Origin of the sequence: Streptomyces sp. NPDC014995 (assembly GCF_043080745.1) — a bacterium.
Taxonomy (GTDB): domain Bacteria; phylum Actinomycetota; class Actinomycetes; order Streptomycetales; family Streptomycetaceae; genus Streptomyces.
On sequence record NZ_JBIBVX010000011.1, the window covers coordinates 329,570 to 344,429 of the forward strand.

At 72.4% G+C, this 14,860-nt stretch carries 8 protein-coding genes; 7 read left to right on the forward strand and 1 reads right to left on the reverse strand.

The annotated features are described in order from the left end of the window. Positions 1–92 precede the first annotated feature (92 nt). The 5 genes from ACF1A1_RS23445 (at position 93) to ACF1A1_RS23465 (ending at position 8,666) form a co-directional block, all read left to right on the forward strand. Positions 93–2,018, forward strand: a complete 1,926-nt coding sequence (locus tag ACF1A1_RS23445) for an ABC transporter ATP-binding protein (RefSeq protein ID WP_392002398.1) — start codon at positions 93–95, stop codon at positions 2,016–2,018. Then, positions 2,015–3,871, forward strand: coding sequence for an ABC transporter ATP-binding protein (locus ACF1A1_RS23450; RefSeq protein WP_392002399.1), 1,857 nt, complete (start codon positions 2,015–2,017; stop codon positions 3,869–3,871). Before ACF1A1_RS23445 ends, ACF1A1_RS23450 begins: the two co-directional genes overlap by 4 nt. A 280-nt stretch (positions 3,872–4,151) precedes the next feature. Further along, positions 4,152–6,197 carry a M4 family metallopeptidase gene (locus ACF1A1_RS23455; RefSeq protein WP_392002401.1) on the forward strand — a complete coding sequence of 682 codons (2,046 nt, stop codon included), beginning with the start codon at positions 4,152–4,154 and terminating at the stop codon, positions 6,195–6,197. Positions 6,198–6,409: 212 nt separating this feature from the next. Next, positions 6,410–8,068: a M4 family metallopeptidase gene (locus ACF1A1_RS23460; RefSeq protein WP_392002402.1), complete on the forward strand. Its 1,659-nt coding sequence runs from the start codon at positions 6,410–6,412 to the stop codon at positions 8,066–8,068. 76 nt (positions 8,069–8,144) lie between these two features. Then, positions 8,145–8,666 carry a DUF1990 family protein gene (locus tag ACF1A1_RS23465; protein WP_392002403.1) on the forward strand — a complete coding sequence of 174 codons (522 nt, stop codon included), beginning with the start codon at positions 8,145–8,147 and terminating at the stop codon, positions 8,664–8,666. 483 nt (positions 8,667–9,149) lie between these two features. Here ACF1A1_RS23465 and ACF1A1_RS23470 read toward each other — a convergent pair whose 3' ends face one another. After that, positions 9,150–11,774 carry a glycosyltransferase family 1 protein gene (locus ACF1A1_RS23470; protein WP_392002404.1) on the reverse strand — a complete coding sequence of 875 codons (2,625 nt, stop codon included), beginning with the start codon at positions 11,772–11,774 and terminating at the stop codon, positions 9,150–9,152. Between the two features lie 266 nt (positions 11,775–12,040). On the opposite strand from ACF1A1_RS23470, the gene ACF1A1_RS23475 reads away from it, so the two are divergent. Both ACF1A1_RS23475 and ACF1A1_RS23480 read left to right on the forward strand, forming a co-directional pair. Beyond that, on the forward strand, positions 12,041–13,258 hold the full coding sequence (locus tag ACF1A1_RS23475; RefSeq protein ID WP_392002406.1) for a S8 family peptidase: 1,218 nt from the start codon (positions 12,041–12,043) through the stop codon (positions 13,256–13,258). 276 nt (positions 13,259–13,534) lie between these two features. Further along, on the forward strand, positions 13,535–14,860 hold a 1,326-nt coding region (locus ACF1A1_RS23480), incomplete at its 3' end, for a maltotransferase domain-containing protein (protein ID WP_392002408.1).

A 14,860-nucleotide genomic window follows, 5' to 3' on the forward strand; every position in this document is an offset into this window, starting at 1 on the left:
CTCGAACACGCAGGTCGTAGGAGCGAGGCCCGAGTCCGGTCCGGCGAAAACTCGGTGGGCGATGTCAGTGGCGGTCCGTAGGCTCGCCGGTGATGTCGACGACGCCTGCACCCCCCAAGGACCGCTCCGCGGTACGGACGTTGCTCCGCCTGTGGCCGTATGTGCGGCCGGTGCGGGTGCGGCTGTTCACCGCGGCCCTCGTCGCGATCGTGGCCTCCTGCACGGGCCTGGTGATCCCGCTCGTCCTGAAGTGGATGGTGGACGGGCCGGTCGCCGACCGGGACCCGGCGGGCGTGTGGCTGGGCGCGCTGTACCTGCTGCTGCTGGGCGTCGCCGAGTCGGTCCTGTTCGGGCTGCGGCGGTGGCTGGTGGCGCGGCCGCTGTCCCATGTCGAGGCGGAGATGCGGGCGGAGCTGTACCGGCATCTCCAGCGGCTGCCGGTCTCCTTCCACGACCGCTGGCCCTCGGGCCAGTTGCTGTCCCGGGGCACCACCGACCTGATGCTGCTGCGCATGTTCCTCGCCTTTCCGCTGACCTTCCTGCTGGTCAACGGGGTGACGATCCTCGTCGGCGTGATCATCATGCTGCTCCAGGACTGGACGCTGGGACTGGTGATCCTGGGGCCGGCCGTGCCCGTGATCGTCATGTGCGTGGTCTTCGAGGGCCAGTACTCGCGGGTGGCGCGGCTCGCGCAGGACCAGGTGGGGGATCTGACGACGGTCGTCGAGGAGAGCGTGCTCGGCATCCGGATCATCAAGGGGTTCGGGCGGCACCGCAGTCAGGCGCGGGCGTTCCGGGAGCTGTCGGGGACGCTGCGCGGGACCGAACTGCGCAAGGCCCGGCTGCTGGCGACGATCTGGGCGGTCATCATCACCCTGCCCGAGGTGGCCATCGGGGCGGCGCTGGTGTTGGGGGCGGTCCAGGTGGCGGACGGGGAGCTGTCCGCGGGGACGCTGGTCGCCTTCCTTTCCACGGCCCTGGCGCTGCGGTGGCCGGTGGACTCCATCGGCTTCCTGCTGGCGATGAGTCAGGAGGCGGCCACGGCGACCGAGCGGTACTTCGAGGTGATGGACGCGGAGCCGGAGTCGCCGACGATCGCCACGGCGCGTCCGGCGCACCCGGCCGAGGGCGGTCTGCGGTTCGACGACGTCGTCTTCCGCTATCCCGACGCCGCCCCCGGCTCCCCGCCCACCCTCGACCACGTCGACCTCCACATCCGCCCCGGTGAGTCCATGGCGCTCGTCGGGGCCACCGGGAGCGGCAAGACCACCCTCACCGCCCTGGTCCCCCGGCTGCACGAGGTGACGTCCGGGCGGATCACGCTCGACGGGGAGGACATCACCGCGATGTCCCGCGAAGAGCTGCGGTCGAAGGTGGCCGTCGCCTTCGAGGAACCCACCCTCTTCTCGGCGAGCGTCGGGGAGAACGTGCTCATGGGGGCCGGGGACAGCGCCGGACCGACCGAGCTGGAGCGGGCGCTGGCGGTCGCGCAGGCCGAGTTCGTGCACGCGTTGCCGCAGGGCACCGACACGCAGGTCGGGGAGCAGGGGCTCAGTCTCTCCGGCGGGCAGCGGCAGCGGATCGCGCTCGCGCGGGCCGTCGTCGGCCGGCCCCGGTTCCTCGTCCTGGACGACCCGCTGTCCGCGCTGGACGTCCACACGGAGGCCGCCGTGGAGGCGGCGCTGCGGCAGGTCCTCGCCGACACCACCGCGCTGATCGTGGCCCACCGCCCGTCCACCGTGCTGCTCGCCGACCGCGTCGCCCTGCTGTCGGACGGCCGGATCACCGCCGTGGGCACCCACCACGAACTCCTGCGCAGCAACGCCGAGTACGCCCGCCTCATGTCCGGCGAGCAGTCCGGGGAACGGCCGGGAGAACGGTTCGGGGAACTCCCGGGCGCACTGCGGGCAGAGCGGTCCGGGGGACTGCCGGGAGAACACTCCGGGGAACTGCCGGGAGAGCAGTCCGGGAAACAGTCCGCCGATCAGTTCGGGGAACAGGAGGCCGACCGCCGATGACCACCCCCACGACCTCCTCCCCCACCACCGACGACGCGGACCTTCCCCCCGCCAAGGACACCGGCGACCCCTTCGACCGGGACGTCCTGCCCACCCCTCCGGGGGCCACGGCCGCGCTGCTGCGCTCGCTGCTCGCCCCGATGAAGGCGCGCGTCGCCCTCACCACGCTCCTGCTGCTGTTCCAGCAGGCGGCCGTGCAGGCGGGCCCGCTGCTGGTGGCGTACACCATCGACCGCGCCGTACCGGCGTTCCGCAGTGACGACAACGGCCCTCTGGTCGCCGTGGCCGTCGGGTACCTGGTGTGCGCGCTGGCCTCCGGCGGGCTGCAGTACGCCTTCCTGATCGCCTCCGCCCGGGTCAACCAGGACGTGCTGCTGGACCTGCGCGGCCGGATCTTCCGGCACGCGCAGGCGCTGAGCGTCGACTTCCACGAGCGCTACACCTCGGGCCGGCTCATCTCCCGCTCCACCACGGACGTGGAGTCCCTGCGCGAACTGCTCAGCGAGGGCTTGCAGGAACTGGCCACCGTCGTCCTGTCCTTCCTCTACATCGCGGCGATGCTGCTCTGGCTGGACCTGGGGCTGGGGGCCGTCGCGGTGGCCTCCTTCGTGCCGCTCCACCTCCTCGTCCGGATCTACCAGCGGCGCGCCGGGCAGGTGTTCCGGACGCGGTCCACCGCGATCGCGGCCGTGATCGTGAAGTTCGTGGAGACGATGAACGGCATCCGTCCGGTGCGCGCGTTCCGCCGCGAGGCCGTCAACGACGCCGACTTCCGGGTGCTGAACCGGCGGCACGAGCGGACCAACGGCGACGCGCTCCTGGAGATGGCCCGGTACGTCATCGGTTCGCGGCTGGTCGCCAACACGGCCGTGGCGCTGATCGTGCTGTGGGGCGCGTACCGGGTGGCCGGCGACTCGCTGGAGCTGGGTGTGCTGGCGGCGGCGGTGCTCTACCTGCGGCGGCTGTACGACCCGATCGACCGGCTGGCCATGTTCCTCAACTCCTACCAGTCGGCGGCGGCCTCGCTGGAGAAGATCGCGGGCCTGCTGGCCCAGGCGCCGTCCGTGCCGGAGCCGTCCGCTCCCAAGGAGCTTCCGGCCCGGCGCGGCGGACTGCCGGGCCGTGAGGTCGTGTTCGACGGGGTCGGTTTCGGCTACCGCACCGGCGGCGAGGTGCTGCCCCGCTTCGACCTCACCCTGCCGGCCGGGCAGACGGTCGCGGTGGTCGGCTCGACGGGTGCCGGCAAGTCCACGCTGGCCAAGCTCCTCGCCCGCTTCTACGACCCCACGGCCGGCCGGGTCCTCCTCGACGGCGTCGACCTGCGCGACCTGGCGATGCCGGAACTGCGGCGCGGGGTGGTCATGGTGACGCAGGAGGCGTTCCTGTTCTCCGGCACGGTCGCCGAGAACATCGCCATCGGGCGGCCCGACGCGAGCCGGGAGGAGATCGAGCGGGCGGCCAAGGCGATCGGCGCGCACGAGTTCGTCAGCGCCCTGCCCGACGGCTACGACACGGACGTCCGCAAGCGGGGTGGCCGTATCTCCGCCGGGCAGCGCCAGCTGGTCGCCTTCGCTCGGGCGTTGCTCGCGGATCCGGCGGTGCTGATCCTCGACGAGGCGACCAGTTCCCTGGACATCCCGGGCGAGCGGGCCGTGCAGGCGGCGATGGCGACGGTGCTGAAGGGCCGTACGGCGGTGGTGATCGCGCACCGGCTGTCGACCGTGGAGATCGCCGACCGGGTGCTCGTCATGGAGCACGGGAGGATCGTCGAGGACGGCAGTCCGGCCGAACTGATCGCGGGGACGGGCCGGTTCGCGGACCTGCACCAGGCCTGGCGGGACAGCCTGGCCTGAACCGCCCTGCGGCAGGCGGGGACGCCCACCGAGCCGTCGGCGCACCCTTCCGGTCCGTATATCGAACATGAACTCCCGGACAACGAACCGTTTCCGGCCAACTTTCTGACGCGCCCCTGACAGATAGCGCTGTCGGCTGCCACTCTTCCCACTGCTGGTTCACAGCAACCCCACAGCATCACCCCGTTCTGCGTACCGCCCTTTGTCGTGCCCGGACGGCTCACCCGTCGTCCGGTCTCCCCTGGCCGCGGGACCCGCGGCCGCGCAGAAGGAGTCAGCGTTGAACAGCAGTTCTTCCAGACGCACCTCCCACACCCCGTACCGCAGAGCCGCGGCCGTCGCCCTCGTCGGCGTCTCCGCGCTCATCGCCGCCGCCGTGCAGTCCGGCGCCGCGACGGCCGCCCCGGAGAAGGCACCGCAGGCGGCCGGCCAGGCGATCCCGGGCTCGGAGTCGGTCCGGCTCTCCCCCGCCCAGCGCGCCGAGCTGATACGCGAGGCCGACGCCGACAAGGCGCGGACCGCCGAGGAACTGGGCCTGGGCGCCAAGGAGGCGCTCGTCGTCCGGGACGTCGTCAAGGACGCGGACGGCACGGTCCACACCCGCTACGAGCGCACCTACGCGGGCCTGCCGGTGCTCGGCGGCGACCTGGTCGTCGAGAGCACGCCGGCCGGGGCGACGGAGTCCGTCGTCAAGGCCACCCGGGCCGCCATCGCGCCGGCCACCACCACCGCCCAGCTGCCCGCCGCCCGGGCCGAGGCCCAGGCGCTGGCCGCCGCGCGGGCGGAGGAGGCCAAGAGCCCGGACGTCAACCGCGCGCCCCGCAAGGTGATCTGGGCCGCGAACGGCACGCCGACGGTGGCGTACGAGACGGTCGTGGGCGGGTTCCAGCACGACGGGACCCCGCAGGAACTGCACGTCATCACGGACGCCACGACGGGCGCGAAGCTGTACGAGTGGGAGGCGATCGAGACCGGCACCGGCAACACGGTGTACAGCGGTCAGGTCCCGCTCACCACCACGCAGTCCGGGTCGGCGTACAACCTCACCGACGGCGCGCGCGGCAACCACAAGACGTACAACCTCAACCGCGGCACCTCCGGCACCGGCACCCTCTTCTCGGGCGCCGACGACATCTGGGGCAACGGCAGCCCGTCCAACCTGGAGTCGGCCGCCGCCGACGCCCACTACGGCGCCGCCCTGACCTGGGACTACTACAAGAACGTGCACGGGCGCTCCGGCATCCGCGGCGACGGCGTCGGCGCGTACTCGCGCGTCCACTACGGCAACAACTACGTCAACGCGTTCTGGTCGGACAGCTGCTTCTGCATGACGTACGGCGACGGCTCCGGCAACGCCAACCCGCTGACCTCGATCGACGTGGCCGCCCACGAGATGACCCACGGGCTCACCTCCAACACGGCCGGGCTCAACTACAGCGGCGAGTCCGGCGGTCTGAACGAGGCGACCTCGGACATCTTCGGCTCGACCGTCGAGTTCTACGCCAACAACTCCTCCGACATCGGTGACTACCTCATCGGCGAGGAGATCAACATCAACGGCGACGGCACCCCGCTGCGCTACATGGACAAGCCCAGCAAGGACGGCTCGTCCAAGGACAACTGGTACTCCGGCATCGGCTCGGTCGACGTGCACTACTCGTCCGGCCCGGCGAACCACTTCTTCTACCTGCTGTCCGAGGGCAGCGGCACCAAGACCATCAACGGTGTCACCTACAACTCGCCCACCGCGGACAACCTGCCGGTCACCGGCATCGGCCGCGACAAGGCGGAGAAGATCTGGTTCCGCGCCCTGACCACGAAGTTCACCTCGACCACCAACTACGCGGGCGCCCGCACCGGCACCCTCGCGGCGGCCGGTGAGCTGTACGGCACCACGTCGCCCGAGTACACGGCGGTGGCCCACGCGTGGGCGGGCGTCGCGGTCGGCTCGCGTCCCGGTGGCGGCGGTGGCGGCGGCACGTCCTTCGAGAACACCACCGACGTATCGATTCCGGACAGGGGCGCGGCGGTCACGTCGTCGATCACCGTCTCCGGGCGGACGGGCAACGCGCCGTCGAACCTCGCGGTGGCGGTCGACATCGTCCACACCTACATCGGTGACCTTCAGGTGCAGCTGGTCGCCCCCGACGGCACGGCGTACACGCTGAAGGCGTACGGCACCGGTGGCAGCACGGACAACCTCAACACCACGTACACGGTGAACGCCTCCTCCGAAGTCGCCAACGGCACCTGGCAGTTGAGAGTCCAGGACAACGCGGCCCAGGACACCGGCCACATCAACAGCTGGAAGCTGACCTTCCCGTAGGTCACCGCTGCGGAAGACCTCGCGCACAGGCGTCGCCCCGGTGGGTCAACTCCCGCCGGGGCGGCGCCCGTTCACCTTCCCGAAACGTTCACCGGACAGTCGACTTTTGGCCAACATCACCGCCCGCTCCTGACATGTACGCGCCCCAGGTGTCACTCTTCCTCCACCCGCCGCACCAGCACCAGAGCGCTTCCCCCACAAAAGGAGCTTGTGTGTCCACCGTCTACGCGCGTCACAAGCGCACGACTCTGGCCGTCGCGACCGCCGTCGCCGCCGGAGCCCTCATCACCGCCGGCATGACCACCGGCGCCTCCGCCCAGAGCGACGCGACCGCCGCCCGGGCCGAGGCCGGCGCCGTCCCGGTCGCCCTGGCCCCGGCCGCCCGCACCGCCCTGATCAGGGAGGCGGACGCCGCCGCGGCCGAGACGGCGGACGAGATAGGCCTGGGCGCCCAGGAGAAGCTCGTCGTCCGCGACGTCATCAAGAACGCGGACGGCACGACCCACACCCGCTACGAGCGTACGTACGCCGGACTCCCGGTCCTCGGCGGCGACCTGGTGATCCACGAGTCGGAGTCCGGCGAGACCGAGGGCATCACCAAGGCCACGAAGGCCACCATCGAGGTCGCCGACCTCACCGCGGACGTCACCGGGGCCGCGGCCGAGAAGCAGGCCCTGAAGGCCGCCCGGGCGGAGGGCTCCACCAAGTCCACGGCGGACAAGGCCCCGCGCAAGGTCGTCTGGGCGGCGGACGGCAGGCCGACCCTCGCGTACGAGACCGTCGTCGGCGGCTTCCAGCACGACGGCACCCCGCAGGAGCTGCACGTCGTCACCGACGCGCGGACCGGCGAGAAGCTGTACGAGTGGGAGGCCATCCAGACCGGAACGGGGCACAGCCAGTACAACGGCACCGTGCCGATCGGCACCGCGCCGTCGGGCTCGGCCTACCAGCTCAACGATGCCACCCGCGGCGGCCACAAGACGTACAACAAGGCCCGCGCCACGTCCTCCTCGGCGGGCACGCTCTTCACCGACGCGGACGACGTCTGGGGCACCGGCACCGCGACCAGCTCCTCGACCGACCAGAACGCGGCGGTGGACGCCCACTACGGCGCCCAGGTCACCTGGGACTTCTACAAGAACGTCCTGGGCCGCAACGGCATCAAGAACAACGGCGTCGCCGCCTACTCCCGCGTCCACTACGGCAACGCGTACGTCAACGCCTTCTGGTCCGACAGCTGCTTCTGCATGACGTACGGCGACGGCGCGGGCAACGTCAAGCCGCTGACGTCCCTGGACGTGGCGGGCCACGAGATGACCCACGGCCTCACCTCGAACACGGCCGGGCTCAACTACTCCGGCGAGTCGGGCGGCCTCAACGAGGCCACGTCGGACATCCTCGGCACGGCGGTGGAGTTCTACGCGGCGAACGCCAAGGACCCGGGCGACTACCTCATCGGCGAGAAGGTCGACATCCGCGGCAACGGCACCCCGCTGCGCCACATGGACCAGCCCAGCAAGGACGGCTCGTCGGCCGACTACTGGTCGTCGACGCTGAAGAACCTGGACGTGCACTACTCGTCCGGCCCGGCGAACCACTTCTTCTACCTCCTGTCGGAGGGCAGCGGCAGCAAGACCATCAACGGGGTGACCTACAACTCCCCGACCTCCAACGGCTCGACGGTCACCGGCATCGGCCGCGCCAAGGCGGTCCAGATCTGGTACAAGGCCCTGACCGAGTACTTCACGTCCACCACCACGTACGCGGGCGCCCGCACCGGCACCCTGAGCGCGGCGGCGGCGCTGTACGGCTCCACCAGCACCGAGTACAAGGCGGTGGCGGCGGCCTGGTCGGCGGTCAACGTCGGCTGACCGACGACGCGTCGGCCGAGAGCGGGCGGCACCCGGGGCGAAGGCATTCCCGGGTGCCGCCCTACGCTTGGGCACCATGTCTTCGGAGGACTTCACGTACGCCGACGTCGGTGCCACCCGCGACCGCCCCGGCTTCTGCCCGCCCGGCTTCCATCCCCTGCACGTCCGAGCCCGGCTGGGCGAGGGCGAACCGCTGTTCCGCCGCGCCGCGGAAGCGGTCATGACGTGGGAGATGCACCGCGCGATGGGCGTCGGCGTCGACGCGAGCGCGGAACGCGCGGCCGCCGAGGCGCACGTCACCATCACCCTGGCCGGCCTCGTCAAGGCCCCCTGCCGAGTGATCTGGACGGTGGAGGAACCGAGGCGGGCGGGCTGGGCGTACGGCACGCTGCCCGGCCACCCCGAGTGCGGCGAGGAGTCCTTCGTCGTCGACCGCACGGGCGACGGCACGGTCTGGCTGACGGTGTCGGCGTTCAGCCGGCCGGCGAAGTGGTACGCACGGGCGGGCGGCCCGGCCACCCGGGGCTTGCAGCAGGCGTACGCGCGCCGGTGCGGGACGGTCCTGCGCGGGCTCTGCGAGGACGCCGCCGAGGACTGACCCGAGCGACCGCCGCCTCACCCGGCCGCGCCCACGGGCGCCTGGGCCGCCGATGCCGGGTTCCGCGTGGCCGGCCGGGTCTGCCGGCACGCCCGGGACCGAGGAGTCCGAGAAGCCGGGCCGCCGGTGTGCGCCGGACGCGCGGTGTGGCGTCACGGGGGTCGGCGGCCGGGGAGGCGGGCCGGCCCGGGCCGCCGTCACGCCCGCGCGGGCCCGTGTCACCGGCCCGCCCACTGCGAACGACAGCGCCGTGCCGGCACCGCCCGCGCGCCTGTCGTTGCCGTCCTCGGTGGACCATCCGCCCAGGAGTCGGCGTGCTCCGGCTCACTGCCGTTCGTACACCGCGAGGAACCCCTCCGCGCCTCGTCGCCCGCCCCCGGAGCGTTGACGCGACGGTGGCGCGGAGGCCCGCGTGCGCGCGGTCGTGGCGGCGGGTCGCCGGGGAGGGGCCGGACTCCCCGGCGACGGCCTTCCGCCGGCGCGTCAGCGCATCAGCACCCCCGCCCCCTCCGCCAGCTCCTCCGACGGACCGGCCACCAGTCCCAGCTCCGCCCCCGACGCCAGCAGGCGGTGGTTCGGGAGGATGCGGACGGTGTAGCCGTAGGGGCCGGTGCGGTCGAGGGACAGCGGGCCCTCGTAGACCCAGCGGCCCTCCAGATCCGGTCCGCCCACCGGTTTCAGCGGGACCGTCGAGGCGTCCGTGATGCGGTCCTCGGTGTCGACGCGGCCGGAGACGGCCTGGACCTCGACGTCGTCGGGGGCGAGGTCGCCGAGGGTCAGCCGCACCCGCAGGGCGAGGGTGGTGCCGAGTTCGGCGGTCGGGGTGGCCGCGGAGGTCTCGACGTGGTCGACGGTGACGGCGTGCCAGGCCGCCCGTACCCGCGCCTTCCAGGCGGCCAGGTCGCGGGCCGCGTCCGGGTCCAGGGCACGGTGGGCCCGGGCTGCGGGGGTGTAGAGCCGTTCGACGTACTCACGGACCATGCGGCCGGCAAGCACCTTCGGGCCGAGCAGGGTGAGGGTCTGGCGGACCATCTCGATCCAGCGGTCGGGCAGGCCGTGCCGGCCCTGTTCGTAGAAGCGGGGCGTGATCCGCTGTTCCAGCAGGTCGTACAGTGCCGCCGCCTCGATGTCGTCGCGGTGGTCGGGGTCCGTGCCGGCGCCGTCCGCCGTCGGGATCGCCCAGCCGAAGTCGGGCTGGAACCACTCGTCCCACCAGCCGTCCAGGACCGAGAGGTTGAGGCAGCCGTTCAGGGCGGCCTTCATGCCGCTGGTGCCGCAGGCCTCCAGGGGGCGCAGGGGGTTGTTCAGCCAGATGTCGCAGCCGGGGTAGAGCTTCTGCGCCATCGCCATGCCGTAGTCCGGGAGGAAGACGATGCGGTGGCGGACCCGTGGGTCGTCGGAGAAGCGGACCAGCTCCTGGACGAGCCTCTTGCCGCCGTCGTCCGCCGGGTGCGCCTTGCCCGCGACGACGATCTGGACCGGGCGCTCCGGGTGCAGCAGCAGGTCCATCAGGCGGTCGCGGTCGCGCAGCATGAGGGTGAGGCGTTTGTACGACGGGACGCGGCGCGCGAAGCCGATGGTGAGGACGTCGGGGTCGAGGACGCCGTCGATCCAGCCCAGCTCGGCCGTGCCGGCGCCGCGTTGCCGCCAGGAGGTGCGCAGCCGGCTGCGCACCTCCAGGACCAGCTGTTCGCGCAGGGTCCGGCGGAGGTCCCAGATGTCCTGGTCGGGGATGTCGGCGACGGAGTCCCAGCGGTCGGAGCCGCCGACGCTGAGCGCGTCCTCGGTGCGCTGGGCGCCGATCTGGCGGGCGCCCAGCCGCAGGACCTCCGGGGCGACCCAGGTCGGGGCGTGCACACCGTTGGTCACGGAGGTGATCGGCACCTCCTCGGCGTCGAAACCGGGCCACAGGCCGGCGAACATCTCGCGGCTGACCTGGCCGTGCAGCAGCGAGACGCCGTTGGCGCGCTGGGCCAGGCGCAGACCCATCACGGCCATGTTGAACAGGTTGGGCTCGCCGCCGGGGTAGGTCTCCATGCCCAGGCCGAGGATGCGGCCCACGTCCATGCGCGGGAGTTCGGCGCCGGGGCCGAAGTGCCGGGCGACCAGCTCGCGGTCGAAGCGGTCGATGCCGGCCGGGACGGGGGTGTGGGTGGTGAAGACCGTGCCGGCCCGGACGGCCTCCAGGCCGGAGTCGAAGTCGAGCCCCTCGTCGCAGAGTTCGGCGATCCGCTCCAGGCCGAGGAAGCCGGCGTGCCCCTCGTTGGTGTGGAACACCTCGGGCGGGGCGTGGCCGGTGAGGCGGCAGTACGTCCGTACCGCCCGGACACCTCCTATCCCGAGCAGCATCTCCTGGAGCAGCCGGTGCTCGCTGCCGCCGCCGTAGAGCCGGTCGGTCACCCCGCGTTCGCCGAGGTCGTTCTCCTCGACGTCCGAGTCGAGCATCAGCAGCGGGACACGGCCGACCTGGGCCAGCCAGACCCGGGCGCGCAGCAGGCGGCCGCCGGGCAGGGCGAGGGAGACCTGGGCGGGGGTGCCGTCGTCCTCCTTCAGCAGGGTCAGCGGCAGCTCGTTGGGGTCGAGGACGGGGTAGTGCTCCTGCTGCCAGCCGTCCCGGGAGAGGGTCTGGCGGAAGTAGCCGTGGCGGTACAGCAGGCCCACGCCGATCAGCGGGACGCCCAGGTCGCTGGCCGCCTTCAGGTGGTCGCCGGCCAGGATGCCGAGGCCGCCGGAGTACTGGGGCAGGGCGGCCGTGATGCCGAACTCGGGCGAGAAGTAGGCGACGGCGGACGGGAGTTCGGCCGCTCCGTCCTGTGTCTGGTACCAGCGGTCGCCGGTCACGTAGTCGTGCAGGTCGTCGGTGGCCGCGGTCAGCCGGCGCAGGAAGCGGCGGTCCTCGGCCAGTTCGGCGAGGCGCGCGGGACGCAGACTGCCGAGGAGCCGCACCGGGTCACCGCCCGAGGCGGCCCAGCGTTCGGGGTCGACTGACTGGAAGAGGTCACGGGTTTCCGCGTGCCAGGACCACCGCAGGTTGCGGGCCAGGTCACTGAGCGGCCGGAGGGGTTCGGGGAGAAGGGGTCGGACGGTGAATCGACGGATCGCCTTCACATTCCACCTCGGCGTGCGTAAGGAAGAGACGCACGGCGGTGTGCGTCTACGTCGGTTATGACGGTACCGGCGTCGGCGTCGGCGTCGCTGGGGGCTGGCCGCCCCCGGACCGGCCGATGTCACCGCTCCTGCCCCGGAAGCCGCCCCCTTATGGCCGGTTCCGCCCCCACAGGCCACCTTGTGGCGCTTCGCCCCACACGAGAGGCTGCGCAGTGCGTACCCGGCACGCGCCGCCGTACGCCGAGTCGAGGAGGGGAACTCGAGCCATGGCACGGACGCGAAGTCGGCGTCTGCGCCGGGTGGGGGGTCTGATCGCGGTCGTCACGGCCGCGGTGCTTTCGGCCGTCACCCTGCCCGCGCACGCCGCACCGGAGGGGACGATACGCGGCGCCGGAGCACCCGGCGCCGTCGGCGGCAGCTACCTGGTGACGCTCAAGGAGGGGGTGAGGGCCCCGGCGGCCGGTGACGGCATCGCCGCTCGGTACGGGGCGAGTATCAGCCATACCTACGGCACGGTCCTCAACGGCTTCGCCGTCGAGGCGAGCGAGAGACAGGCTCGGCGCCTGGCGGCCGACCCGCGGGTCGCCTCGGTCGTACAGGACACGCGGGTGACGCTGCACGCGACGTCACGGGGGCAGACGACCCAGCAGAGCCCGCCGTCCTGGGGGCTGGACCGCATCGACCAGGCGTCCCTGCCCCTGAACGGCAGGTACACCGCGCCGAAGTCCGCGGGGGCCGGTGTGACGGTGTACGTCATCGACAGCGGGATCCGGATCACGCACAGGGACTTCGGCGGCCGGGCCTCCTACGGCTGGGACTTCGTCGGCGGCGACCGCACCGCGTCCGACGGCAACGGCCACGGCACCCATGTCGCCGGGACGGTCGCGGGTGCGAGCCTCGGTGTCGCGAAGAAGGCCAGGGTGGTGGCCGTGCGCGTGCTCGACGACGCCGGCGCGAGCACCACCGCGCGGGTCATCGCGGGCATCGACTGGGTCACCCGGCACGCGCACCGGCCGGCGGTCGCCAACCTCAGCCTGGGCGGCCCGTACAACGCGCACCTGGACGCCGCCGTCCGCGCCTCGATCGCCTCCGGGGTCACCTACACCGTCGCCGCTGGCAACGACGGGCACTCGGCGGCCCTGCACTCCCCCGCCGGGGTGCGCCAGGCCGTCACCGTCGGCGCCACCGACCGCAAGGACGCCCGGGCACCCTTCTCCAACCACGGTTCCACCCTCGACCTGTTCGCCCCGGGCGTGTCGGTCGCCTCCGCGTCGCACACGAGCGACACCGGACGGTCGGCCTACTCCGGTACGTCGATGGCGGCGCCGCACGCGGCGGGCGCGGCCGCGCTGTATCTGGCCGGCCACCCGGCGGCCAAGCCCGCCCAGGTCGAACGGGCCCTGGTCGCGGGGGCGTCGAGCGGCAAGGTGTCCGGTCGGGGGGCCGGTTCACCGGACAGACTCCTGCGGATCCCGCGGTCGTAGCGGCGGGATGCCGTCACCGGCCCCGTTCCCCGCGAACGGGGCCGGTCTTGTACGTAGACATACGCGTGAGTAGTTAACAAAGTGCCGGATTGCTCACCCGAATAGGGTGGGAAGGCTCCTCCGGTACACGACCCCGTACGACCCGAGCACACCCCCGGCACCGTCCGGACACGAGTACGACCCCGGGCCCGCCCGGGCACACCCGGCACCCCCCACCGCAGGACCCACCTCCCCACATCCATCCGCCCACCTACGTTGATGCGGACAGGAGCGGTCATGCCCGCCACGCACCATTCGTCAGCACCCCCGACACCCCGTACGTCGCGCGCCAAAGCGCCCGCAACGCCCACGACATCCTCCGTGCCCCCCGCCGACGCCGGAGCGCCGGCCCCGGAGCGATCCTCCGCGGGTGACGTGCCCGCCGTGGGGCGCATACCCGTCCTCGACGTCCGCCCGGTCGTCCAGCACGGACGCCGGCCCGCCAAGGCGGTCACCGGAGAGACGTTCCAGGTCTCGGCCACCGTGTTCCGCGAGGGTCACGACGCCGTCGCCGCCAACGTCGTCCTGCGCGACCCCGAGGGCCGCCCCGGTCCGTGGACGCCGATGCGTGAACTGGCGCCCGGAACCGACCGCTGGGGCGCCGAGGTCACCCCGGACGCGCCGGGCCGCTGGACGTACACCGTGGAGGCCTGGAGCGACCCGGTCAGCACCTGGCGCCACCACGCCCGGATCAAGATCCCGGCGGGGATCGACACCGGCCTGGTCCTGGAGGAGGGCGCCCGCCTCTACGAGCGGGCGGCCGCCGGGTTGTCCGGCGACGAGGGGCGGGAACGGGACGTCCTGCTCGCCGCGGTCGACGCCCTGCGCGACGAGGACCGCCCGGCCGCCTCCCGGCTCGCGGCGGCGCTGACCCCGGAGGTGGACGAGGTCCTCGCCCGGCATCCCGTGCGGGAACTGGTCACCGCGTCCGACACCCTGCCGCTGCTGGTCGAGCGCGAACGGGCCCTGTACGGCTCGTGGTACGAGTTCTTCCCCCGCTCGGAGGGGACGCCGGAACGCCCGCACGGGACCTTCCGGACCGCCGCCCGGCGGCTGCCCGCGATCGCCGCGATGGGCTTCGACGTCGTCTACCTGCCGCCGATCCACCCGATCGGGACGACCTTCCGCAAGGGCCGCAACAACACCCTCACCCCCGGTCACGAGGACGTCGGCGTGCCGTGGGCGATCGGCTCTCCGGAGGGCGGGCACGACGCCGTGCACCCGGAGTTGGGCACGCTGGAGGACTTCGCCTGGTTCGTCGAGCAGGCGAAGGAGCAGGGACTGGAGATCGCGCTCGACTTCGCGCTCCAGTGCTCCCCGGACCACCCCTGGGTGCAGAAACACCCCGAGTGGTTCCATCACCGCCCGGACGGCACGATCGCCTACGCGGAGAACCCGCCGAAGAAGTACCAGGACATCTACCCGATCGCCTTCGACGCGGACATGGACGGCCTGGTCGCCGAGACCCTGCGGATCCTGCGGCACTGGATGTCGTACGGGGTGCGGATCTTCCGCGTGGACAACCCGCACACCAAGCCGGTGGTCTTCTGGGAGCGGGTCATC